Genomic DNA, 23,068 nt, shown 5'->3' on the forward strand with positions numbered 1-23,068 from the left:
CCTGGTCGCAGGGATCAGCTCAGAGACCGGCCAATACATCGGGCCTCATGAAGGAAGCAAGCGAGTCCATGACAAGGAGGAAAGAGAAGGAGCCTTTTGATGTCGTCACACGATGAGGATCACCAGCTCCGCGCCTTCCCGCAGAGGGAGAACGCTGACCCCCTCCCGTCCCCCGCCCAAGCCTGGGGTTCCCTTCCAGCGCCCGCTAACCTCCCCTGTGTCTTTTGCGAGCGCTCAGCCCTCACCACGGTTCTGCAGGAGACGCCGGCTTTCCTCGTAGTGGCCGATCATGCCCCCGTGGTTGAGGGGCATCTCTTGATCATTCCCAAGGAACACTATGCCTGCTACGGCGCCGTACCAGCCATCCTCGACAGCGAGCTTTTGGCACTCAAGCGCCTGGTGAGCCGTTTTGCGGCCCGCTGGTATGCTCCCCTGCTCTTCTGGGAGCACGGCGTCTTTGGCCAAACCGTCTTCCATGCCCACCTGCACTGCATTCCCTTCGGCGTGGTCAGCTACCAGCAGCGCCTGCAGCCAGTGGCCTCCCTGGCCCGGCCAGTGCGGGAGCAAGAGGACATCCGCCGCTGGTACCGAGAGCGGGGACACTACTTCTATCTCGAAGACAGCCGGCAAGCGCTGCTTTTCCCGCCAGACCCAGACTGCTATCGACAAGTGATCTACGAAGTCTTCTGGAAGAGCCTCAGCCCCGAGCAACAGCAGCGGGGCTGGCAGCGGAAGGAGGTTCGGCAGCGGGAAGGGATCTCCTGGCTCGCGGCCACAGCAGGTAAATGGGAACAATTTTGTCGCGAGGAGGGCACCTATGCCTACCCTGATCGAACCCGTGCGGGATGAACTCGTCCCCGCAGGAAGACTCCGTCTCCATGTGGTCCAGTGGGGAAGAGCAGGGCCGCCAGTCGTCTGCCTGCATGGGCTGACGGCCAACGCCTTCTGCTTCCAGGCCTTTGCCGACGCACTGGCTGACAACCACCGCGTCATTGCCTACGACCTGCGCGGGCGAGGCAGAAGCGAGCGCCCGGAGCGGGGCTACAGCGTACCGATCCATGCTGCGGATCTTGACCAGCTCCTGACGGCTCTGGGACTAGAGCGCACAGCCCTCCTGGGCCACTCGCTTGGGGCCCTGATTGCCCTGTACTATGCCGCCTGGCGTCCAGAGCGCGTCAGCAAACTGATTCTCATCGATGCCGGGGCCCCCTTGCCCTGGAAGAAGCCCGAGGAGCAGCCGGCCTGGCTGAGGGCCTCCATCGCGCGCCTGGGGACACCGGTGGCCTCCTTTGAGGACTACCGCCAGCGCCTGCAAGGATTGCCATTTCTCGGACCCTGGTGGAATGTCTATCTCGACCGCTATCTTGAACACGATGTTGAGCATTTACCCGACGGCAGCGTACGCTCCCGCGTCTATCGTGAAGGAATTCTTGAGGAGGGGCAGCGAGCAGGCGAAGCGCGCCCCGCGGAGCAGTGGGAGCGCGTGCAGGCCCCGACGCTTATCTTGCGGGCCGGGGCAGGCCTCCTGGCGCCGGATGACCAGCTTCTGACCGAGGAGGCCGCCAAAGAGATGGTTGCGCACATCCCCCAGGCTCGGCTGCTAGAGTTTCCCAGCCTCAACCACTATACCATCATCTTTGGAGCGGACCCAGGGCCGGCGCAAGCGGTGCGAGCCTTTCTGACCCTCGAAACTCGCCCCTTGCGGCTTGCAAAAAACGAGTTTCGAGAAAGGTCGTGATACGATAGCAGCCCCGCAGCGCAGCCCCCTGCCGTGCTGACCGGGAGCGAAGGCGGGAGGTGGGAGGAAATCCCGGAAGGGGGGACCCCACCCTCCGGCTCTCGCTGGAGGGTGGGGCAACATGAAGGTGGGGCAAGGTCAGGACAGCCAAGACAAGCCAGGACAAGCGGATGGAGGATGTTCAGAGGGCGCAGGAGAGAACGTCTAGCCAGCCTGCGTGCTATGTGACCCTCAACGTGACCACCCATCCGGTGCGGGCCTGCCACGCCACCGGATGGGTGGCCCTCAACCGCTCGCTCGGCTGCGAGCTACGCTGAGTCGCGAGATACCCCCTATCGCATCACTCATACAGTGACCGGCGCCCGCTGGCGCTGGTGCAAGCGCATGCGAATGCCATAGCGCGGACGGAGCGTCACAGCGGCCTCTGGCTCAATGCGCTGCCCAGGCAGAAGCTCGGCCTCCCAGGAGCGGATCAAGGTCGCCAGCACGAGCACGCCCTCCATCCAGGCGAACGGCTCACCGATGCAGAGGCGTGGGCCGCCACCAAAAGGAAAGTAAGCGAATTTCGGACGAGCAGCGCGGGCCTCGGGAGTCCAGCGCTCGGGCAAGAAGCGCTCCGGCTCAGGGTAGAAGCGCGGATCATGGTGAACCACGTACTGACTCATGATAATGCGGGCCCCGGCGGGGATAGCCAGACCACGGATCTCGCAGTCGCGGATCGCCGTACGATCGATGCTCCAGGCCGGAGGATAGAGCCGCATCGACTCCGCCAGCACCCACTCGGCGTATGTCAAGCGAGAGAAATCGTCGGCGGTCGGCAAGCGGTCACCAAGGACCTGCTCGACCTCCTGGCGCAGGCGCTCAGCCACCTCGGGATGCTGGGCCAACAAGTACCAGGTCCAGGCCAGCGCATTGGCAGTCGTCTCATGGCCAGCCAACAGCAGCGTCGTCATCTCATCGCGGAGCTGCTCATCGCTCATGGCGCCTTCCTCATCATGGGCCTGGAGCAACCAGGAAAGCAAGTCGCCCTGATCCCTGCCGCTGCGGCGATGCTCCTCAATGATGCGATAAATGACGCGGTCCATCTCGTCGCGGGCGCGGTAGAAGCGGCGACGGATCGGCAGCGGCAAGCGCTCCAACTGTTCCGCCCACGGAGACAGGCCGATCTTAATAAACGCCTCCATGGCCACAGCCATCGCCTGACTGACCGTGCTCGCCTCGCGCTCCACATCGACATTGAAGAGCGTCTTGCCAGCGATCACCAGGGTCAGGCGCATCATCTCCTCGGCCATATCGACAACCGCCCCATCCTGCCAGGAGCGGGCCAGGCGGGAGGCCTCCTCAACCATCGTTGTGGCATAGGCCGCAATGCGCTGGCGATGAAAAGCGGGCTGGATCAACTTGCGCTGCCGCTTGTGGAAGTCGCCCTCACTGGTCAACAGGCCCTGGCCCAGCATGCGGCTAGTCATCTGGACCCCCTGCCCCTTGTGGAAATTGGCATGTTGGACGACCAACACCTCCCGGATGTCTTCCGGGTGGCTCAGCAGAAAGATCTCCAGCGGTCCCCCCTTCACATGGACAACATCGCCATATTTGCGAGCGAGCCGCAGAAAAGTCATCGGCAGATTGCGCCGCGAGAGCAGAGCCAGAATCTCCCGCAAGTTGGGACTGGCCGGCTGGCGTCTCACCGGCGCCTGAGGCGCTTGCACCATAAGTCGCTATTCCCCCTTCCCTGAGCTGAGACAGACAAACAAGCCAGAGCAGCTAAGAAGCCGCGGCAGTCGCCGAGGCCAGCTCGCCAACCTCCTGGCCCTGGAGAAAGGCCAGGAGAGCCTCATTGAAGACCTGCGGCTGATCATACATACAGATGTGATTAGCGCGCGCGATTACATAGAGGCGAGCCTGCGGAATAGAGGCATGGAGCTGGCGCCCAAAAGCGAGCGGAACAAGATCATCCTGGGCCCCCCAAATGAGTAAGGTTGGAGTACGCAGCGTTGGCAAAAGCGGGCGAGCGTCCAGAGCCACAATCTGGTGAGCGGCGCGCAAAATCATCAAGGTGCCGGCGCGGACCCCATCGTAGAGCAAGGTTGGCCAAAAAGCTGGCGTAGTGCGGGCCAGAGCCAGCGCCGTAGGCCACAGAAGCTGGACCACAGAACGCTCGAAAGGGATGCCAATCGAGGCGACCAGAACCAGGCGCTTCACCTGCTCCGGGCGCTGAGCGGCCAGAGCCATGCAGACGTATCCCCCCATCGAGTGGCCAACCAGCGAGAAGCGCTCCAGGCCCAGCGTCTGGCAGAAACGGTCAAGCCAGTGAGGGGCCTGCAACAGATGGAACTGGCGGCGAAAGCGTCGCATGGCGCCAAAGCCAGGCAGATCGACCAGATAGACGCGATAGTGCTGGGCGATGGCCGGGATGTTCCTGGCCCACCATTTGGTCGAGCCGGAGAGGCCATGCACAAAGACCACCGGCTCCCCCTCGCCGGCATATTCGTAGCGCACCGGGGTGCCATCAACAGTGATGACCTGGCTGCGTGTCTGAAAGGCTGCCATTGCCCGTGTCCCTCCTCAGAAAGTGCAAGCAAAAGAGACGCTCAGTCGCTTGGACGGACGTGATCGAGCGACAGACGTCGCCGCACCGCCCCACGCCACGCCGTGGCCCAGGCGCGGTCACTCAGCGCGGCGAACTGCCCAACTCGTGCAGACTGTTGATCGTTGCCAGCAGCGTACGAATCGCAAGCTCAGCGAGCTGCTCCTTACTCAATTGGCGCTCCGCGAGCCAGGCGAGGCTTAAGGCCTCGACAAAGCCGACCCAGCCGGTGATCGCCAGACGGAGGGCAGGTAAGTGGCGCTCACTCTCCGGCAGACCCTGCAGGACGCGCTCGACGTAGGTTTGCCGTACATGATTGAGAATGGCCGCAACCTGCGGGTCGACGCCGACGCCCCCCCGGAGCAGCGCGATGTAGGTACGCGCGTGCAGTTCCGCGAAGGTGAAGTAGGCCAGCAGGCCGACGCGCAGGCGCTCCAACGGCTCCAGCGAAGCATCCGGCTCCGTCAGCTCTAGCAGCTGATTCGTGCTGTGGCGCAGCACCGCCAGATAGAAATCGTGCTTGGTCGGAAAGTAGTAGTACAGCAGGCCCTTAGAGATATTGGCCGCAGCAGCGATATCGTCGATGGCTACCTCATCGTAGGAATGCCTGCTAAAGAGATCCAGGCCGACTTCAATCAGGCGCTCGCGACGTGTTTTCCGTTTCTGCTTGTGCAGCATCAGGTGATCCCCCAGCGCTTGATCATGCGCTGAGCCAGCGGCGAGCGGTCGTAGCGATGGGCGCGGGCCAGGCGGCGCAGGCGCAGCAGGATCACCAGATCGACCAAAGCGGGCAGATGGCGCGCCAGGCCGATTTCAAGAGCGCCCAGGCGCGTAGTGGCCACATCGCGGCGCACGCGCCCGCTGCAACAGCGCACCAGGGTACGTACGACGGCCTCCAGCGGCTCCTCACGCACCAGATCGGCCAGCGAGAGGCCGGCAGCCTCGGCAGCAGCATGGATTGGCGTACGCACGTAGCCCGGATAGACAGTGGTCACGCCGATCTGGCTGCCATATTCCATGCGCAGGGCATCCGACCAGGCTGCCAGCGCGCGCTTGCTGGCAGCATAGGCAGAAGCGAAAGGAACAGTGGCGAAGGCCAGACCGGAGGCCACATTGATAACACGCCCGCGCGAGGCCAACAGAGCGGGCAGGGCATAGGCGGTCACAGTCCAGGGTCCCAGCAGATTGACCTCCAGGGTCAGCGCGACGTCCTCACCTGGGGGAGCGCCGGCGTCCTGGGGCAGACCGATGCCGGCCAGATTGATGAGGATATCCAGCCCTCCCAGCTCCTCAATGGCCTGGGCGACGGCGCGCTCAACCGCCTCGCTGCTGGTAACGTCAGCCTGGATGATGCCCTCACCGCCGCGCCGGTCCAGGCCGACGACCCGTGCTCCCCGGCGACGCAGCTCGGCACAGGTGGCACTGCCAATGGCGCCGGCGGCACCGGTGACCAGGACGCGCTTGCCGGCCAATGGGCCACGCTGGTAGCTTTGCATGATCGTTCCTCCTCCGTGCTTGTCTGGCGTAGGTAGGTAGGATGGCGTGGCGGGCCCCGCTGCTGTTCCTCAGCCGCTCACACGCTCAGGACTGGCTGGCATGGCCAGCAGCGGGTACGGCGTAGCCGGGAGCAGCTTCCGAGGCAGGGCGCGGCTGGCTCTGGTCGTGGCTGAAGCCTCCAGGCTGACTGCCCCGAGGCGCCAGGCGTCGGAGCCGGCGGCGCAGCCGCTCAATGGAGCGCATGGTCTCCTGAACGCCGACCAAGTAGCGGGCCGAGGGCGGCTCCCAGCGAGCGATGAGATTGGCGATGGGAACATCAAGCCGCTCCTGGCACTGGATCAACTCAACCAGCAGACGCGCGCCGCGGCTGATGAGCGGGCCAGCGCCGCCACGTGGCTGCAGGAGGCCGAAGATGTAGAGGTTGGCCACATCGGGGGCCATCAGATGCGCTACCAGGCGAGGATAGCCATGCTCCCAGGTAAAGAGCCCGTGGTCTAAGAAGGGGAAGGAGACATTGAAGCCCGTGGCCCAGACAATGGTATCGAACTCCTGGCTGCTGCCGTCCACAAAGTGCACCTGCTTGCCATCGAGACGCGCAATGTCCGGCTTGGGGGCGATCAGGCCGTGGCGGATAAAGTAGAGCAGCTGGGAGTTGACGATGGGATGGCGGTCAAAGAGATCGTGGTCCGGTTTGGGCAGCCCATAGCGCGAGTTAGGGCCAACAATGAGGGCCAGCGCCGCCTTGATGATGAGCTTCTGCAGCCAGAGCGGCATCCAGGGCATCTCCATTTCGGCCACGGGAATGCCGGCGATGGTCTTGGGCAGGAAGTAGTAGCCGCGACGCATCGAGATGGCTACCTGCTTGATGCGCTTGCAGAGGGCGGCTTCCACGGCGATGTCGCAGCCCGAGTTGCCTGCTCCTACCACGAGGACGCGTTCGCCTTCAAAGTCATCGGCATTCTTGTAATCTTTCGAGTGCAGGGTTTTGCCGCTGAAGCTTCCCGGGTAGTTGGGGTAGCGCCGATCCCAGTGATGGCCGTTAGCAACAATCACCCCGCGGTATTCGAGGCTGCGCCCGTCATCAAGGGTGACGCGCCAGCCGCTCAGGCCGCGCTGGTCGAGCGGCTCGATGCGTTCGACGCGGCGCCGGAACTGAATGTAGCGTCGGAGTCCGTAGTGGTCAGCGTAGGCACGCAGGTAGTCAAGCACTTGCTGCCGGCTGGGGAAGTCGGGGTAGCTGGCCGGCATGGGGTACTCTTCGTAGCCGGTGCTGTTGCGTGAGGAGATAATGTGCGTCGCATCGTAGACGCCGTTGAGCCAGTTGCCGCCAACGTCGTCGTTCTGCTCGAAGATGTCGAAGGCGATCCCGGCTTCCTGAAAGGCGCGGGCGATGCCGAGACCTGAGTAGCCAGCGCCGATGATGCAGTAGCGCGATGCCATGCGAGTTCCTCCTTTGGTGGTGACGGCTTGCTGCACCGCACCGGTCAACCCCTTGACCGGCCCGGTCGGGCCGAGCGTCAGGCTGCCCTCTCCTGCGCGGATCTGCCTGCGGGCGCGTTGGCTCGGTTCGTTCCCTGTCCCGCTCTGTTCGGCTTCGCCTGCGGTGGGCGGCTGAACCGACGGCGCCCGGCTCACTTGCCTTCTTTGCCCCGCCCGTTATTGAATATAATTCAAATTTGACCAAAAGTCAAGAAGCTGTGGCTCTTGTCTCGGGACCGGGGCGACATGCTATAGTAAGTGAGGCGCTGCCGGCTCGGGGCGCCGCTGCTGCGGTGCCTGACTGGTTGGCTGGCGGCCAGGTAGTCAGTCTGCCTCTTTCTTGTTCTTTGTTTGCTGTGAGAGGAGGAAGGTATTGATGACAGTGGCAACGATTCGCACTGTTGGTGTCGTTGGCTGTGGTCTGATGGGCAGCGGCATTGCTCAGACCTGCGTCCAGGCCGGCTATACCGTCGTCGTGCGGGAAGTCACTGACGAGCTGTTACAGAAGGGTCTTCAGCGTATCTTTGACGCCTGGGAGATGCTAGAGCGCAAGGGCAAGGTGTCCCGTGAGCAGGTGGAGGAGTACCGTGGGCGGCTGCGTGGTACGGTGGCCCTGGAGGAGCTGGCCGGTTGTGACCTGGTGATTGAGGCCATTGTCGAGCGTATGGAAGAAAAGCTGCGCCTCTTTACGGCTCTTGATCGGTTGCTCAGGCCGGAGGCTCTGATTGTCTCGAATACGTCTTCGCTCAGTGTCACGCAGATGGCGGCGGTAACGCAGCGTCCGCAGCGAGTCTGCGGGCTGCATTTCTTTAATCCGGCGCCGGTCATGAAGCTGGTTGAGATTGTGAGGCCGATTACTGCTTCCGACGAGACTATCGAGACGGTGCGCCAGTTCGCCGAGTCGTTGGGCAAGACGCCGGTGCTGGCTAAGGATACCGCCGGCTTCATTGTGAATTTCTTGCTCATTCCTTATTTGCTCTCGGCCATCCGTATGCTAGAGAACGGTGTGGCCTCGCGCGATGATATCGATACGGCTATGAAGTTGGGCTGTGGCTATCCGATGGGGCCATTTACGCTGCTGGATTATGTGGGCCTGGATACGACTCTGTGGGCTGCTGAGGCGATTTATGAGGAGTACAAGGAGCCGCTCTATGCTCCGCCGCCGCTCTTGCGTCGTATGGTGGCTGCGGGGATGCTTGGCCGCAAGAGCGGTCGCGGCTTCTATGAGTATAGTTGACGGGAGGGCGTTTCGCTTCGGCGGTCAGGGTGGGGTGGGGGAGAAAGGTGGCCAGCCGCTCGTGTCGTGTGCTGGCCACTTCTGCAGCTCAGTCTTCTTCGTGCTCTTCGCTCAGCGAGATGCGCGGCTCCGGTCCTGGTGGGGGGCTGGCCCGGTGGAGCTGCTGGCTGCTCGGGTGGGCCCGCTCTAGGGGGAGATGCTGATGGTGGTAGAGGCGGTTCGAGAGCAGGGCATGGTTGGCCGTCATGGCGACCTGCAGGGATTCGACAAGCTGCTCTAGCCGCTCGATGCTCTGGAAGACCTGCTGGAAGGTCGTTTGGTTGTCGTGATAGGGTTCGACGGCGTTGGCATGGGCGCGTTGGACCGCCAGGTGTTGTTCCCAGTTGCGGCTGAGTTCACGCAGCGAACTGTAGAGGCGCTCCAGGCGCTCATCCAGGGCCCTGCCGATGGCTTCCATGAGGTCGTCCCAGGAAAGTTCAGTTTGGACTTCGATGGATTCGGGAGGAGGTGGGGAGGTCGGCTCGCTGCTGGTCGGTTCGGCTGTGGTGGGTGAGCTGCCCGTGGGGGTCTCGCTGGGACCGGCCTGGCGCTGGTTGAGGAGCTGGTTCAGCAGTTGTTCGATGCCCATGAGCTGGGCGGCAAGCAGGCGGTCCAGGGCGCTTTCGATCTGTTGCTGCTGTTGTTGTTGGCGCTGCTCAACTTCGTGGCCCAGAGCTTGAACCAGGCGCGTTTGCTGGGTGCCAAGCTTCTGGCTGAGGGCGATGTTGAGTTCGTTCTGCTGGTCGTTGAGCTTGTGGGTCAGGGTGCGCAGTAGCTCCTGTTGGAGCTGGGCAAGGCGCTGGTCAAAGTCGCGGCTTAGGGTGCTAAGCCGCTGCTCAAAGGCCCGCTCTATTTCCTGGCGGTGGGCGGTGAGGCGACGCTCAAGGATGGTGTTAAAGGATTGCAGTTCATCTTCGGTGAACGACATAGCCACGTCCCTTTTGGTTCTTCCTGGGTGAGCCTGCAGACAAGTATAGGGGGAGTGGGGGCGATTGTCAATTCAGCGATGCTGCCAGTTGGGGGCCCGCTGCGTGGGCCATGCTCGTCTCTTTTGCCTGGCTACAGCTATGGTACAATAGGGGAAGATGGCTTCAGACGCGCTGGAGCGTCTGGGTGAGCAGTGATTGCGGAGGTTGATCTCATGCCACGCGCTATCGATTTTCATGTGCATTTGCCAACGACTGAGTTTATTGAGGTGACCCTTGGCCCCTATGCCCGCGCCGCTGAGCGCTTCTTCCGAACCGAGGTCAAGCTGAAGGATATTGAGCAGATGGCTGCTGACTACGCAGAGCTGGATATGGTTGGGGTGCTGCTGGCCTGGGATGCTGAGACGGCCACTGGCCTGCCGCCTTTGGGGAACGATTATATTGCCGAGATTGTGCGGCGCTATCCGCGCCAGTTCATCGGTTTTGCTAGTGTTGATCCTCACAAGGGGAGGGCGGCGATTAAGGAGGTGGAGCGGGCGATCAAAGATTTGGGGTTGGCCGGGGTGAAGTTTCATCCCGGGGTGCAGGCGTTCTATCCGAACGATCGTGCCTTCTATCCGCTGATGGAGAAGATTCAGGAGCTGGGGGTGCCGGCGCTTTTCCATACGGGAACCAACGGTCTGGGGGCGGGGATGCCTGGGGGTATGGGGATTAAGCTGGATTATACTCGTCCGATCTATCTGGATGCTTTGGCGGCTGATTTTCCTGGCCTGACGATTATTGGGGCTCATCCTTCCTGGCCCTGGCATGATGAGATGATCGCTATTTTGCAGCATAAGGCGAATGTCTTTAATGATCTGTCAGGCTGGTCGCCGAAGTATATCCCGCAGTCGCTGCTGCGTGAGGCGGCCACGCGCCTGCAGGATCGTATTCTTTTTGGCTCCGATTATCCGTTCATTACGCCTCAGCGCTGGCTGCGCGATTTCGAGGCGCTGGATTATTTCTCTCCAGAGGTGCGCGAGAAAATTCTGTGGCGCAACGCTCAGAAGCTGCTCGCCCATACGCCAGTCGCTCAAATGGTTTTCAGCTGAGCTGCTCTCAGCGGCAACATGCTACGCCTGATCTGGGCCTGGGTGACCTTGTCCACCGCGGGGGGGGAAAGCTGGCGGGAGGACAGTGCGCTCATGAGTATGCTGCCCCAGCAGCAGGGTGAAGCCTTCCGTTTTGGGGCCTGGCTGGCCGGTGGCGGCAGACTGCCGGCTCCAGTCAGCCAAGCGTGTCGAAGAAGCTGGCTGGTGGCAGTGTTGGCTGTAGCCGCGCGATGAGCTGTTCATCGACGCGCGCTCCGGCCAGTTCCAGGGCGCTGAAGAGCACTCCGACGACGGGTTCGAAGCGTGGGCGGGTCGGTTGGGCCTCGGGCGAGCGGCTGTGCACGCGGGCGATGATGGCCTCGGCCAGTAGGGGTGAGGGATGGCGCAGGACTCCGCCGGCCAGGACGAGGGGGAAGGGGAGGCCTTCCAGGCCGACGCGGCGGGCTGCGACGTTGGCGAAGTCGCCCAGGGCGCTACCGTGCTCGGTGACCAGGTGCCGGGCCGTGGCGTCTCCTGCCTCGGCCTCATCGAGCAGGGCAGCAGCCAGTCCGCCAATCGGGCGTGTCTGTTGGGGAAGGCGCGCCGTCAGGCGGTGCAGAACCTCTTCGACGCTGCTGGCGCCGAAGTAGGTAAGCACGCGTTCGCGTAGGGTTGTCGGGGGGGTGATGCCGAGTTCGGCGTGAAAGACGGCGGTCAGCACGCGGTGGCCAAGCTGGCTGGCGCCCTGGACGCTGTCCTGCCAATGGCTGGAGTGCCAGGTACGCCCGTCGGGTCCTCTGGCCCCTGTGGCGGCGCCGGTCCCGCAGATGACGGCGACGCCGCTGTTGGTGGGGCTGCCTATGCAGGCGGCGTGCAGGACGCCTAGCGCGTCGTTCTGGATCAGGAGCTGTTCCCCGTAGCCGCGGGCGCGCATGGCTGCCTCAAGCAGGGCGAAGTCTTCCGGCCAGTCGGCTCCGGCCAGGTTGAAGATAGCTGCTTTCAGGTTGGCAGGAGTGCTGCCGGCCTGCTTCAGTGCTGTCTCGACGGCTCGCTCGATTTCTTGCAGGGCGGCTGGCTCGTGCTCTCTAGCTTCTGCTCCTGGGGGCGCGTGATAGATGTCTCCGCAGCCGGCTCGCCCGTAGCCGCGGATCTGGCCGTCAAGGGTGGCGACCAGGGCCAGGGTCTTGGTGTTGCCTCCGTCGACTGCGAGGACGCAGTCCCTCATGGTCCTTCTCTCCTCATTCTGTCTTTTCTGCTCTGCTATTTTTAGCTTCTCCTGTCTTCAGGATTCGTGGTTAGCGCAGGAGGCGCTCGGGGAGATAGGCGCGGTGGGCGGCGGCCATCTCGTCGTAGAGGGCTTCTGCTTTGCTCAGTGAGAGGACGAGGGGATGGCTGGCCAGGGCGCGGATGGCGTCGCGGCGATTGCCGCGCCAGGCCGCTTCAGCGGTGAGGGCCTGGTATTCGGCCAGTTGGTTGATCAGGCCTCGCAGGTGGGCTGGCAGTGGCTCGTGGACGAGGGGGGTGACGCCATGACGGTCGGCGTAGCCGACGAGTTCAACGACGCGGTCGTCGGGTAGCCCAGGGATGGCGCCCTGGTTGGGGACATTGACGTACCAGAGTTCTCCGCGGTCGTTGTAGATCGCGTCCATGACGTCGATGGCTAGCTCTAGCTCGTGCAGTCCACCGCGCGAGCGTGCTGGGTCGAGTGCCGGTACATCTTGTTCGGCTTGCTCGCGGTAGTGGGCCCAGTAGTCGGGGACGCTGGCCATGATGTCTTGGGCGCGGGTGGTGGGTTTGGCCTGCAGCTCGGCTAGCAGTTCATCCTTGTAGTAGTAGTACTGAAGATAGTGGTTGGGCAGTGCTTGCATGGTGATTGCCAGGCGGAGCTGTCGCAGCGTGTAGCGGAGTTCGGGGTCCGCGCTCTCTTCTTCGCCTTTGGGATGCTGGCGGCGCAGGCGCTCATAGGTCTCCTCCAGTAGTGGGAGAAAGTCTTGACCGTCATAGCGCGGGTTGATCCCCCAGGAGCCATGATTGAGGCCGCGGAAGCGTACGCTGAGTCTGGTGGGGTCAAGGCCGGCGTAGCGGGCGAAACGGGCGGCGTCCATGATTGGCCCCTCGCAGAAGGAGATGGTGGGAATGGCGCTGTGGTGCGTCACGGCTTCTGAAATGATGTTAATGGGGTTGGTGTAGTTGAAGAGGCGTGCCCGTGGGCAGACGGCTTCCATGTCTGCGATGATGTCTTGCATGACGGCTATGCTGCGTAGGGCCATGAAGAAGCCGCCTGGTCCTTGGGTCTCCTGGCCGATGATGCCGTGCTTGAGGGGAATGCTCTCATCAAGGTGCCTGGCTTCGAAGCCTCCTGGCCGGTAGCTGGTAAGGACGGCGTCGCAGTCGCGTAGTCCGGCGCGCCGGTCGGTGGTGGTGGTGATGGTCAGGTCCAGGCCGCGAGCGCGTGCTAGTTTGCGGGCGATGGTCTGGACAATGGTGAGGTGTTCTTCGTTGAGGTCGATCAGGACGATTTCGGAGCCGTTGAAGTGCTCTCCTTGGGCAATGAAAGAGGCCATTGTGCCGGCGGCGCGTGTGCTGCCGCCTCCAATGTAGGCAAGTTTGATGCGGGCCACGGTGTGCTGTCTTCCTCCCCCTGGGTTCAAACTGATCTAGACAACTAGATGATTCCAGTATACACCATGCTGTCTAGTTCCACTGGCCTCAGCCCTCCCGTCGCCTGCTCGTTTGTTGCTGGGTGCTAGTCCCGGTCTCGGCTGGGGGGGCTGCCTGGGTTGCTCTCGCTGCTGGGGGTGGGCGGGTCCACCTGGGCGGGTGCTTTCCAGGTGGCGTTGACGAGGGCTGGTAAAATCTCGCCTGCCTTGCCGCGCAGGTCGTAGAGTCGGCCTGGTTTGAGTCCGTAGGTGGTCTCTTCTTCCAGCAGGGGGGTGATTTCGGGGTTGATGACGGCTACGGTGGCTCCTGCTCGCAGGGCGGTGTGAGGCAGTGAGGCTGCAGGTTCGACGATGCCGGAGGTGCCGACTACCAGGAGGACATCGCAGCTAAGGACGGCCTGGAGGGCCTGGTAGTAGGTCTGCTCGGGTAGAAGCTCGCCGAACCAGACAACGTCGGGTCGCAGGTAGCTGCCGCAGCGGGGGCAGCGGGGGGGAACGTCGTCCTTGCTGGTCAGGTCTGGTTCGGCGGGGTGGCCTTGGGCAAGGCACTTGGTGCGGAAAAGGTTCCCGTGCAGTTCGAGGACACGGCTGCTGCCGGCGCGTTGGTGAAGGCCATCGACGTTCTGGGTGATGATGGTAACTTCTTCGACGAAGTGCTCCATTTCGGCCAGGGCCCGGTGGCCGGCGTTAGGCTCAGCGCTGGCGGCTTTCTGGCGTCGCTCGTTGTACCACTCCCAGACGCGGCGTGGGTTGCGTTCGAACGCTTCGCGGGTTGCCAGTTCTTCTGGTTTGAAGCGCGTCCAGAGTCCTCCCGCGTCTCGGAAGGTGGGAATACCGCTTTCGGCTGAGATGCCTGCTCCTGTCAGGGCTGCGATCTTTCTCGCCTGGCGTAGAGCCTGGCGGAGTTCTTGGGGTATGCTCTGTTCCATGTTTCTCTTTGCCTGCCTGCTTATGCTGGTGATCTGTTGCTGCGGCGGGGTTCTTTCCTTTTCCCGTCGTCTCTGGTTTCCGCCATTATCATAATGTATGGCGTCGGCTGCTTTCTTGCAAGGGAGGTAGACAGCTCTGCCGGGGCTGCGGGTGAGGCGGCAAGGGGGCCTGTTCGCTCATCTTCTCGGCTGCTGGCGGTTGATCCCCAGACTGGCCTTTGTAATGGTAAGATGCTTTTTGGTGGCCTGTTTACTTGCCACCTGCCCTTGTGTAGTGGTTGAGCCGTGGCCTGGTCTGGTTCAGGCGCTGGCTCAACCGGCGGGAGTGAGGTCATGAGACAGGAAAGGAAGGTTTGCGTACGGTGACTGAGGGTCCGGGCGTGCTAGGCTTTGCTGGTTTGGGGCGGATGGGGCTGCCGATGGCGCGCAATTTGCTTCGTGCTGGTTATCGCTTGCGTGTGTACAATCGTACGCCTGCGCGGGCGGAGGAGCTTGTAGCCGAGGGGGCGCAGCGTGTCGAGCGTCCCCGTGATCTGGCGGAGCCTGGTGGGATTGTCTTTTCGATGCTGGCGGACGATGCGGCTTTGGAGGCGGTGACATTGGGGGACGATGGCCTGCTGGCTGGTCTGGCTCCTGGTGGCGTGCATGTTTCGTTGAGCACGGTCTCACCGGCCATTGCCCGTCGGATGCAGCGTTTGCATGCAGAGCGCGGCTGTGCCTATGTGGCGGCTCCGGTGGTCGGGCGGCCTGATGCCGCTGCCGCTGGGAAGCTTTGGATTTGCCTGGCGGGGGAGCCGGTGGCCAGGCAGCGGGTTCTGCCCTTGCTCCAGGTGCTTGGCCAGGCGATCTTTCCCTTCGGGGACGAGCCAGCTTTGGCCAATGTTGTGAAGCTGGCGGCCAATTTTCTGGTCGGTTCGGCTCTGGAGGCTTTGGCTGAGGCCCTGGCTCTGGCTGAGAAGCAGGGAGTTGAGCGTACTGCGCTTGTGGAGATGTTGGCCCAGACGATTTTCGCTTGCTCGGTCTACCAGAACTATGGGTGGATGATCGCGGAGCGTCGCTTTGTCCCCGGCTTCTCCCAGCGCCTGGCGCTCAAGGACTTGGGTTTAGTGCTGGATGCGGCTGATCAGGCCCAGGTTCCTATGCCGCTGGCCAGCCTGGTACACGATCGCTTGCTCAGTGGTGTGGCTCGGGGGCGTGGTGAGGAGGACTGGACGGCTCTGGCTCGCGCGGTTGATGAGTCCGCGGGGCTGGCTTGAGAAGGTTCAACAAAGCGAGGGGATCTTCAACGCATCCCCCTCGCTTTGTTGGCTCTTTTAGTGGATGATGCCGTAGCGTAGCTTGAGGAGAAGGATGCGTTCGACGGATTGGTCGATGCGTGTCTCTGTCAGTTTCCCCTGCTCGATAGCGGTTTTGAGGGCGTTGACAACGTCGGCGACCTGGCTCGGCGTGTAGGGGCCTTCGATAAGGTCGTCTCCGGCTTCGATGGCCATGACGGCTGCTTCACTCAGTGACCAGCGCTCGCTGATTCCTCGCATGTAGAGGCCATCGGTAATGACGACGCCGTCGTAGCCGAGCTGTTGGCGGAGTACGCCATCGATGGCCTTTGGCGATAGTTCCGCTGGCAGTTGGGGGTCGATGGCTGGCATCAGGACGTCGGTCGCCATGATCATGGCCGGTTCGTACTTAGGGATCATGATGCGGTAGGGGGCTAGATCGATACGGTTGAGTGTCGCCAAGTCGCGGTTGACGACTGGCAGGCCGTTATGGGGGTCTGAGGTAATGGCTCCGAGTCCGGGAAAGTGCTTAAGGCAGCCGGCGACCTGGTGTTCCTGCAGCCCTTGTAAGTAGGCGCCAGCGTAGGTGGCTACGGTTTGTGGGTCGCTACCAAACATGCGCGTTTCTAGGACCGGCGGGTCGACGCTGTGGACGTCTACGACAGGGGCCAGGTCGCTGTTGATGCCAAGCTGCCGCATCCATTCGGCGGCTTGGCTTCCCTGCTGGTAGGCATAGGAGGGTTTGCCTGTTGCTGCCATTGCTTCCGCTGAGGGTAAGGGGCCGTGGAATCTGTAGAGTCGGTTGACTAGTCCTCCCTCTTGGTCAGTGGCGATCAGCAGGGGGATCTTGGCGTCTTGCATGGCCTGTTGCGAGAAGGCGGCTACGGCACCGATGCTGTCGTAGGGTGGGTCAAAATTGTGGTTACTTTCCTGGTACATGAAGCCGCCTACGTATTGGTCGCGGATCATCTCTTGCAGTCCGCTGTCCTGGTAGTCATGGCCCAGGTATTCGACGATGATGAGCTGGCCGAGCTTCTGATCAAGGGTCATGCCAGCAAGAATCTGCTGGGCCCGAGCCAGCAGGTGGCGGTCGCTTTCCAGGTCGCGCCCTTGCCAGTCTGGCCGGGTCGCAGCCGGACGTGAGACGGCGGCGCCAGTGGCCGCTTGCTGGCTGGCGCTTCCCTCGCTTGCCTGACCACATGCTCCTAGAAGCAGCATTAATGCACATATAGCGATATAGATAACGTTTTGATTGCTTTTCTTAAGCGTATTCTTTTTCTTCATCGCTCCCGGTCGCCCTGAGTATAACGGCTGGTAGAAATGGTCTGGGTACTCTCTCGTGTCTAGCATAACTCTCCCTCGAAGGGTTGGGACGGTGTACATTCCTGTGGGTAACAGAGTGAGAGAAAGGGGTTGCTTCCTCCTTCTCTCTCGTCTGCTTCTCTGTCTCCGGCTCCGTGTTGCTTTCTCCGAGGGTCTGGCGTTTTGTGTTTTGGTCTTTCGTTCAGTTGTGTAGCTCATGGCTATAAGAACACAAATAGTCGAGGTAAAGCAGCAGTGCCAGGCGACGCCCTCAGCCGATAGTGCAAGCGGCCCCCCACAACAATGCGCCAGAGCTACAGAAATAAAGCGAGCTGGCGTCATGAGCCCCAGGAACCCAACCCGGCCCTTCAAGCGGCATGGCGGGCCTCCCCCTCTCTTCACGCCGTGGGCTGATTGATCACTCACCCCTTCCTCCGCGCGCCGGCTCTCCTCCGAGCGCGATTTTTCCCCCGCGGCGGACCTCCAATCTGAGAGGTGGTTTGCTGTTTTCCCATCCAGGCCACTGAGTAGGGCGAGAGCCGTGGCCAGAGCCACCTTGCGTCATCGAGGTGACAGGCAGGCGATATTCTGGCTATAGGAATTCCAAATATCGCCTGCCTGTCATCATCAGAAGAGCGGACCAACTTGACGCAGCACCAGCCAACGGCTATCATCCCTAGCAACAAGGCCTCAGCGCACTGAGCGCCTGCCAGAGCGTGCCGGCCCAGCCAGCCCAGCAGAAAGGCAGGAAGAAGCACCCCATGAGAGAGCAGTCGCACCACCACGACGTGATCATCATCGGAGCCGGGCACAACGGTCTAGTCGCCGCAGGCTATCTCGCACGAGCCGGCAAGCGTGTCCTCGTCCTCGAACAGCGCGACCGAGTAGGGGGAGCCTGCACCCTTGAGGAACCCTTCCCAGGCTTCAAAGTCTCCCCCTGCGCCTACGTCGTCAGCCTCCTGCGACCGGAAATCATCCGCGACCTTGAGCTGACGCGCTACGGCTTTGAAGCCTACATCAAAGATCCGCAGATGTTTGTCCCCTTCCCAGACGGCAGCTATCTTTTCATTCGCGCCAGCAGCGAACGCACCGCCGAGAACATCCGGCGCTTCTCACCGCGCGATGCCGCCGCCTATCCCCGCTTTCTACACTTCTTCGAACGTGCCTCAGCAATCCTCACTCCACTACTCCTGGAAGAGCCGCCCACGCTTGCCGAACTGGCAGCGCGCTTTCGTGGCGAAGACGAAGAGATCTACAGCCAACTCATGTTTGGCAACCTCTACGACCTACTTGCCGAGTACTTCGAATCTGACCAGGTGCGAGCCGCCTTCGCCGGCCAAGGAGTCATTGGCAGCTTCATTGGCCCAAAGACACCTGGGTCCGTCTACGTCATGTGGCATCACATGTTTGGCGAAGTCAATGGCCAGCGCGGTCTTTGGGGCTACGTCCGCGGAGGCATGGGACGCATCAGCTTTGCACTAGCCGCCTCCGCCACAGCTCACGGCGCCATCATCCGCACCGGTGCCCGCGTTGCCAGCATCCTCATCCACAACGGACGCGCTGAAGGCGTACGCCTGGAGAGCGGCGAGGAGCTACGCGCCCGCGCCATCCTTTCGAACGCCGACCCCAAACGCACCTTTCTACAACTCTGTGCCGATGCTGGCCTTGATCCCGCTTTCCTGGCCCGTATCAAACGCTTCAAGACAGAAAGCCCCGTCATCAAAATCAATCTCGCCCTCAAGGAGCTTCCCAGCTTCTCGTGTCTGCCAGGCAGCGAACCAGGCCTTCAGCACGCAGGCTCATGCGAGATCTCTCCAACCCCTGACTGGGTACAGCGAGCCTATGAGGATGCCCTCCGCGGCGAGCTGTCGCGCCACCCCTACATTGAGGCCTACATGCAATCGGCTACCGACCCCTCACTGACACCACCAGGCAAACATCTGATCTCCCTGTTCTGCCAATATGCCCCCTATCACCTGCAAGGCCGGACCTGGAGCGAGGAGGTGAAAGAGGAAATGACCGAGCGCGTCATTGCCACGATGTGCGCCTTCGCCCCCAACTTTGCCGATGCCATCATCGCTCGGCAAGTTCTCAGTCCCGCGGACATCGAGGCGCGCTACGGCATGACCGAGGGGCACATTTTTCACGGAGAGATCACCCCCGGCCAGCTCTTTGGTCAGCGCCCAACGCCCGAGTGTGCCCGTTACCGCACCCCCGTAGCCGGCCTCTACCTCTGCGGCTCAGGCACCCACCCCGGAGGCGGTGTCATGGGCGCCCCCGGCCACAACGCCGCTATGGCCCTGCTACGGGACTGGGGAGAAAGCCTTCCAGCCTCCTAGCCAGCAGCCAGCGAAAAAGCCGGCCTACACCTCAGAGCAGCCCCAAGAAAAAAGAAGCGATGCCGCCGCGGCGGCCTCCGGCGGCATCCACATACAAGCAACAGGCACGAGATAGAGAGATCAAGATGGGGGTTCCAATCCCCCCTGACCAGGTCGGGGGACTCATTCATTGAAGCGGTCTGGCTACTGATCGCGAGCAATCAGCGCCAGGGCAGCGGGGAAATAGGCCTCTAACCAGAGACGCAGCTCCTCACTCAACGGCGCCACGAAAGTCACTGGCACCTCATCGGGATAGCGCCGTACTGTCAAACTGAAAGCATGCAGAAACTGGCGCTGCAAAGCCGCCTGGGGCGTTCCCTCCAGGGGAGCAGGAGCATAGGTCTGATCACCCACTAGGGCATAGCCCAGAGAGGCCAAATGAGCGCGAATCTGGTGAATCCGTCCCGTAATCGGACGCGCTTCCAAGAAGAGAAACCGCCCGTGCTGCGCCAGCACACGCAGCACCGTCTGCGCCGGTAAACCGGCAGGTCCTACCACACAGCGCCGACGATCCTGGGGATCACGCTGAATTGGACCATCCAGCAACCACAGGCTCCCTACCGGCAGCACCAGCGGCTCCGGCTCGCTGCCAGTGATTGCCAGAGCCGCCGAGGCCGGCACATCCTCCGCCTTCACGTCTGGCTCAGAGAGTCGCGGCTGATCCTCCGTGAGGCGACGCACTAGTAGCGGCTGCAGTGGTCGTGTCCAGGCAGGAGCCCCCGCGAAGGCCACCGCCAGATAGCGCTTCACGACCCGATGCTCATTGAACTGCCGCCCCAGATAGCGGCGGGCGTTTTCCGTGCGCGCCAGGAGCACAACCCCTGATGTATCCTTGTCGAGCCGATGCAGCAACACTGGCTTGGGCAGCGGTCCCTCTTGCTTACGCAGGCGCGCCGCACGGCGCTCACGCAGCATCAGGCGCACTGCCTCGGGTGCCCGCTCCCAGCCTGGTTCATCGGGCAGCTCCGGCGGCTCCCACTGCTCTGGCCCCTGTTGCTCTAAATAAGAGAGCAGCATATTCCAGAGCGTATCATCACTATGCTTATACGTTGGATGAATCACCACACCCGCCGGTTTATTCACTGCCAACATATGATGATCCTGGTAAAGGATCATCCCCGGGTCGAACTCCATTACAGAAACCGCCTCCTCAAGCCGGTTTCATAGAGCGCCAGCCTGCCCCATCTTACCTATCTGGCCAGCCCTGGCCACCAGTGCGGCAAGCGCGTCCTATGAAGCCGCATTGCCAGGGTATTATAGCCCTGGCGAGCGGGAGGAGCAAGAGCCAGCCTGTGGCCAGGCAAGCTGGCCAGTCGCCGCAAGAGAGACTGCCCTCTCTTTCCGCGACATGATAGAATGTGTAGGATACGGTCCAGGGAAGGCAGAGAGAGGTACGAGCATGTCTCTGATCCAGTATTATCGCGAACACCTGCAACTACGCAACCCGGTGCTGATCGCCGCCTTGGCTGGCTGGAACGACGCCGCCGACTCAGCCACGACTGCCATCAAATTTCTCATCGATCGCTGGAAGCCGGTGAAGATTGCCGAAATCGATAGCGAAGACTTTTACGTCTTCACCGAGACGCGGCCCATCGTGCGCATCGTCGACGGCATGCAGCGCTCCCTGATCTGGCCCGTTAACCAGTTCTCTGCCCACGGTCTTCCCGAGCAAGAGCGCGACATCATCCTCTACCTGGGAGTGGAGCCACAACTCAAGTGGCGCACCTTTACCGAATGCTTCCTGGAGATCTGTCGCCACTTCCACGTCTCGGAGGTCATTCTGCTGGGGGCCATGCTGGCAGACATCCCCCACTCGCTGGCCGTCCCTATCACCGGCAGCTCGTCAACGCCTGAACTACAGGAGCGACTGCGCGAGTTGGACATCCACAGCTCTGGTTACGAAGGGCCAACCGGCATGATCGGCGTGTTGCAGGACGCCTGCCGCCGCGCCAGCATTCCCGCAGCCAGCCTGTGGGCGGCAGCGCCTCACTACCTGGCCGCCACTCCCAATATCAAGGTGACTGCGGCCTTGCTGACCTACGTCAACAGCCTCCTCTCCCTCGACCTCGACCTGAATGAGATCCAGGCGGACGCCGTTCGCTTTGAGGAGCAGATCACCGCGCTAGTCGCGCGCGATCCCGAGGCCAGCGCCTATGTGCGCCGTCTGGAAGAACAGATTCAAGCCCTGACAGACGAGGAGGATGAGGATGAGGACGAGGAGGAGCCACCCGAGACGGACACAGCTCGCGGGCCTTCCTCCAACCTCGACCATCCCGCCGGCACCGGCCCCCTGCCGAGCGCGGATGTGCTCATTCGCAGCGTTGAGGAGCTGCTGCGACGTGAGCGCGAACAGGGGCCACCCGATACCGATGACGATTCTAAGAACGAGGGCTGAATGAGCAACCGGCTGTACACGCTTGAGGAAGTGCTGCACCCGCGCTCTGTCGCCATCATCGGCGCTTCGCGCGCGCCCCAGAAGTGGGGCCATGTCGCCGCCCGCCAGCTACTGGCGAGTTTCCCGGGCGAGGTCTACCTGATTACGCCTAGCGCCCCCGAGATCCTTGGTCAGCGTACCTATCCCAGCCTGCGCGCTGTACCCAATCCTGTCGATCTGGCCATCATTACTACCGCCTTCCAGCACGTGCCCGCCGCTGTCGACGACTGCATTGCGCATGGCGTCAAGGGCATCGTGATCGTCACGGCCGGCTTTAGCGAGACTGGCCCCGTGGGCCGGGCCCTCGAAATGGAGCTGGTCGCCCGCTGCCACAAACATGGTATCCGTATCCTTGGCAGCAATTGCATGGGCGTCTACGTGCGGCGCGCCCGGCTCAACGCCCTGGGCATGGCTTTCCCGCTGCCAGAGGGACCGATCGGCCTGGTCTCCCAAAGTGGGAATCTCGGGATGTATCTCTACGCTCAAGCTCAGCTTGATGGGCTGGGCTTTACCACTTTCCTGAGTATGGGGAATGGTGCCGATGTAGGCTTCCCTGAGTACTTGCAGTATCTGGCCAACGACCCTGAGACCAAGGTCATTGCCGGCTACGTTGAGGCCATTGATGAGCAGACGCTGCGGCAGGTAACCGAGCAGCTCTATCGGCAGGGACGCTATAAGCCGGTGGTGATCCTGCTGAGCGGGGCCACCGAAGTTGGCGTACGCGCCGCTCTGGCTCACACTGGCAGCCTGGCAACTGTGCGCCCCGATCATGACACCGCTCTGCTTGGCAGCGGCGTGGTACGCGTCATTCGCTCAGATGAGCTGTATCCGGTGGCCCGCGCCCTGGCCCTGCAACCACCAACGCCCCAAGGGGGTCGGCGCATCGCGATCGTGGGCGACGGCGGCGGCAGCGTGGTCGCCTCTGGCGATGCGGCCCTGCGCTGTGGTCTGGAGGTGCCCATTCTCAAGGAGGAAACCCAGCAGCGGTTACGCGCACTGCTGCCCGCCCGAGCAACGGCGACCAATCCGATCGATGTCGCAGGCGCCGCCGATGAGGACCCGTTGGCCTTCGCCCGCCTGAGCGAAATTTGTCTGGCCGATCCTGATGTCGATGGCGTCATTATCACAGGTCTCTTCGGCGGCTATCGCTGGCTGCTCTCGGAGGCCTTCGGCGCGCGCGAGGAAGAGGCCGCCCGCGAGTTGGGCCGCCTTGTACGCCAGTACGGCAAGCCTGTTCTGGTTCAGACGATCTACGCCCGCTACGATAAGGATATCCCGGCCCTCCAGCTCCTACGCCAGGAGGGCCTTCCTTACTACGAGTCGATCGAGATCACCTGTCGCGCTATGGCCGCTCTGGCCGAGATCGGCCAGTTCTTGACGCGTATGGCCGCAGTCGCCCGTACCGCCGACCAGGACCAGGAATCGGGAATGTGCACAGATGGATGAGACAGGGTACAGGCAAGCTGCGGGCAGGGCGCGCGAGGTCGGGAAGCAGGTCTCCGACTTCGCGCGCTCTCT

General features: G+C 62.3%; 20 protein-coding genes. 9 read left to right on the forward strand and 11 right to left on the reverse strand.

All coding sequences use genetic code 11. The features are described 5' to 3' along the window. Positions 1-99 precede the first annotated feature (99 nt). The 3 genes from AC6H1L_RS00375 to AC6H1L_RS00385 all read left to right on the forward strand — a co-directional run bounded on the left by AC6H1L_RS00375 (position 100) and on the right by AC6H1L_RS00385 (position 2,055). Positions 100-849, forward strand: a complete 750-nt coding sequence (locus AC6H1L_RS00375) for an HIT family protein (RefSeq protein WP_497599568.1) — start codon at positions 100-102, stop codon at positions 847-849. Next, positions 818-1,738: an alpha/beta fold hydrolase gene (locus tag AC6H1L_RS00380; RefSeq protein WP_497599569.1), complete on the forward strand. Its 921-nt coding sequence runs from the start codon at positions 818-820 to the stop codon at positions 1,736-1,738. The genes AC6H1L_RS00375 and AC6H1L_RS00380 overlap by 32 nt, the downstream gene beginning before the upstream one ends. A gap of 170 nt (positions 1,739-1,908) precedes the next feature. After that, the gene (locus AC6H1L_RS00385) at positions 1,909-2,055 is read left to right on the forward strand and encodes a hypothetical protein (RefSeq protein WP_497599570.1); all 147 of its coding nucleotides are present in this window, start codon (positions 1,909-1,911) and stop codon (positions 2,053-2,055) included. A gap of 27 nt (positions 2,056-2,082) precedes the next feature. Here the strand turns inward: AC6H1L_RS00385 and AC6H1L_RS00390 are convergent, their stop codons facing one another. The 5 genes from AC6H1L_RS00390 to AC6H1L_RS00410 form a co-directional block, all read right to left on the reverse strand. After that, complete coding sequence (locus tag AC6H1L_RS00390; RefSeq protein ID WP_497599571.1) at positions 2,083-3,450, reverse strand: cytochrome P450; 1,368 nt, start codon at positions 3,448-3,450, stop codon at positions 2,083-2,085. A 52-nt stretch (positions 3,451-3,502) separates the two neighbouring features. Further along, positions 3,503-4,288, reverse strand: a complete 786-nt coding sequence (locus tag AC6H1L_RS00395) for an alpha/beta fold hydrolase (protein WP_497599572.1) — start codon at positions 4,286-4,288, stop codon at positions 3,503-3,505. 121 nt (positions 4,289-4,409) lie between these two features. Next, positions 4,410-5,003, reverse strand: coding sequence for a TetR/AcrR family transcriptional regulator (locus tag AC6H1L_RS00400; protein WP_497599573.1), 594 nt, complete (start codon positions 5,001-5,003; stop codon positions 4,410-4,412). Continuing rightward, entirely contained in the window at positions 5,003-5,821 is an 819-nt protein-coding gene (locus AC6H1L_RS00405; RefSeq protein ID WP_497599574.1) for an SDR family NAD(P)-dependent oxidoreductase, read from the reverse strand. The genes AC6H1L_RS00400 and AC6H1L_RS00405 overlap by 1 nt, the downstream gene beginning before the upstream one ends. A gap of 85 nt (positions 5,822-5,906) precedes the next feature. Continuing rightward, a complete protein-coding gene (locus AC6H1L_RS00410; protein ID WP_497599575.1) occupies positions 5,907-7,262 on the reverse strand; it encodes a flavin-containing monooxygenase in 1,356 nt (451 codons plus the stop codon). Between the two features lie 415 nt (positions 7,263-7,677). Between AC6H1L_RS00410 and AC6H1L_RS00415 the strand changes: the two genes are divergently transcribed. Beyond that, a complete protein-coding gene (locus AC6H1L_RS00415) occupies positions 7,678-8,538 on the forward strand; it encodes a 3-hydroxyacyl-CoA dehydrogenase family protein (protein ID WP_497599576.1) in 861 nt (286 codons plus the stop codon). Positions 8,539-8,626: 88 nt separating this feature from the next. Here the strand turns inward: AC6H1L_RS00415 and AC6H1L_RS00420 are convergent, their stop codons facing one another. Then, entirely contained in the window at positions 8,627-9,505 is an 879-nt protein-coding gene (locus AC6H1L_RS00420; RefSeq protein ID WP_497599577.1) for a hypothetical protein, read from the reverse strand. Between the two features lie 192 nt (positions 9,506-9,697). Here AC6H1L_RS00420 and AC6H1L_RS00425 point away from each other — a divergent pair, with 192 nt between their 5' ends. Further along, the gene (locus AC6H1L_RS00425; RefSeq protein WP_497599578.1) at positions 9,698-10,594 is read left to right on the forward strand and encodes an amidohydrolase family protein; all 897 of its coding nucleotides are present in this window, start codon (positions 9,698-9,700) and stop codon (positions 10,592-10,594) included. A 175-nt stretch (positions 10,595-10,769) separates the two neighbouring features. Here AC6H1L_RS00425 and AC6H1L_RS00430 read toward each other — a convergent pair whose 3' ends face one another. The 3 genes from AC6H1L_RS00430 to AC6H1L_RS00440 form a co-directional block, all read right to left on the reverse strand. Continuing rightward, positions 10,770-11,798, reverse strand: coding sequence for an N-acetylglucosamine kinase (locus tag AC6H1L_RS00430; RefSeq protein ID WP_497599579.1), 1,029 nt, complete (start codon positions 11,796-11,798; stop codon positions 10,770-10,772). A gap of 70 nt (positions 11,799-11,868) precedes the next feature. Next, the gene (locus AC6H1L_RS00435) at positions 11,869-13,194 is read right to left on the reverse strand and encodes a family 4 glycosyl hydrolase (RefSeq protein WP_497599580.1); all 1,326 of its coding nucleotides are present in this window, start codon (positions 13,192-13,194) and stop codon (positions 11,869-11,871) included. A 125-nt stretch (positions 13,195-13,319) separates the two neighbouring features. After that, positions 13,320-14,162 (reverse strand): SIR2 family NAD-dependent protein deacylase, encoded by an 843-nt coding sequence (locus tag AC6H1L_RS00440; RefSeq protein WP_497599581.1) that lies wholly within the window; start codon positions 14,160-14,162, stop codon positions 13,320-13,322. Between the two features lie 362 nt (positions 14,163-14,524). On the opposite strand from AC6H1L_RS00440, the gene AC6H1L_RS00445 reads away from it, so the two are divergent. Beyond that, a complete protein-coding gene (locus AC6H1L_RS00445) occupies positions 14,525-15,418 on the forward strand; it encodes an NAD(P)-dependent oxidoreductase (RefSeq protein ID WP_497599582.1) in 894 nt (297 codons plus the stop codon). 57 nt (positions 15,419-15,475) lie between these two features. On the opposite strand, the gene AC6H1L_RS00450 is transcribed toward AC6H1L_RS00445, so the two are convergent. Beyond that, on the reverse strand, positions 15,476-16,720 hold the full coding sequence (locus AC6H1L_RS00450; protein WP_497599583.1) for a glycoside hydrolase family 3 protein: 1,245 nt from the start codon (positions 16,718-16,720) through the stop codon (positions 15,476-15,478). Between the two features lie 779 nt (positions 16,721-17,499). On the opposite strand from AC6H1L_RS00450, the gene AC6H1L_RS00455 reads away from it, so the two are divergent. Further along, positions 17,500-19,077 carry a phytoene desaturase family protein gene (locus tag AC6H1L_RS00455; RefSeq protein WP_497599584.1) on the forward strand — a complete coding sequence of 526 codons (1,578 nt, stop codon included), beginning with the start codon at positions 17,500-17,502 and terminating at the stop codon, positions 19,075-19,077. A gap of 183 nt (positions 19,078-19,260) precedes the next feature. On the opposite strand, the gene AC6H1L_RS00460 is transcribed toward AC6H1L_RS00455, so the two are convergent. Further along, a complete protein-coding gene (locus AC6H1L_RS00460; RefSeq protein ID WP_497599585.1) occupies positions 19,261-20,250 on the reverse strand; it encodes an RluA family pseudouridine synthase in 990 nt (329 codons plus the stop codon). A 265-nt stretch (positions 20,251-20,515) separates the two neighbouring features. Between AC6H1L_RS00460 and AC6H1L_RS00465 the strand changes: the two genes are divergently transcribed. Together AC6H1L_RS00465 and AC6H1L_RS00470 are read left to right on the forward strand one after the other, a co-directional pair. After that, a complete protein-coding gene (locus AC6H1L_RS00465; protein WP_497599586.1) occupies positions 20,516-21,511 on the forward strand; it encodes a PAC2 family protein in 996 nt (331 codons plus the stop codon). After that, positions 21,512-22,996 (forward strand): acetate--CoA ligase family protein, encoded by a 1,485-nt coding sequence (locus AC6H1L_RS00470; RefSeq protein WP_497599587.1) that lies wholly within the window; start codon positions 21,512-21,514, stop codon positions 22,994-22,996. Positions 22,997-23,068 lie beyond the last annotated feature (72 nt).

It is taken from the genome of Thermogemmatispora argillosa, from assembly GCF_059696725.1.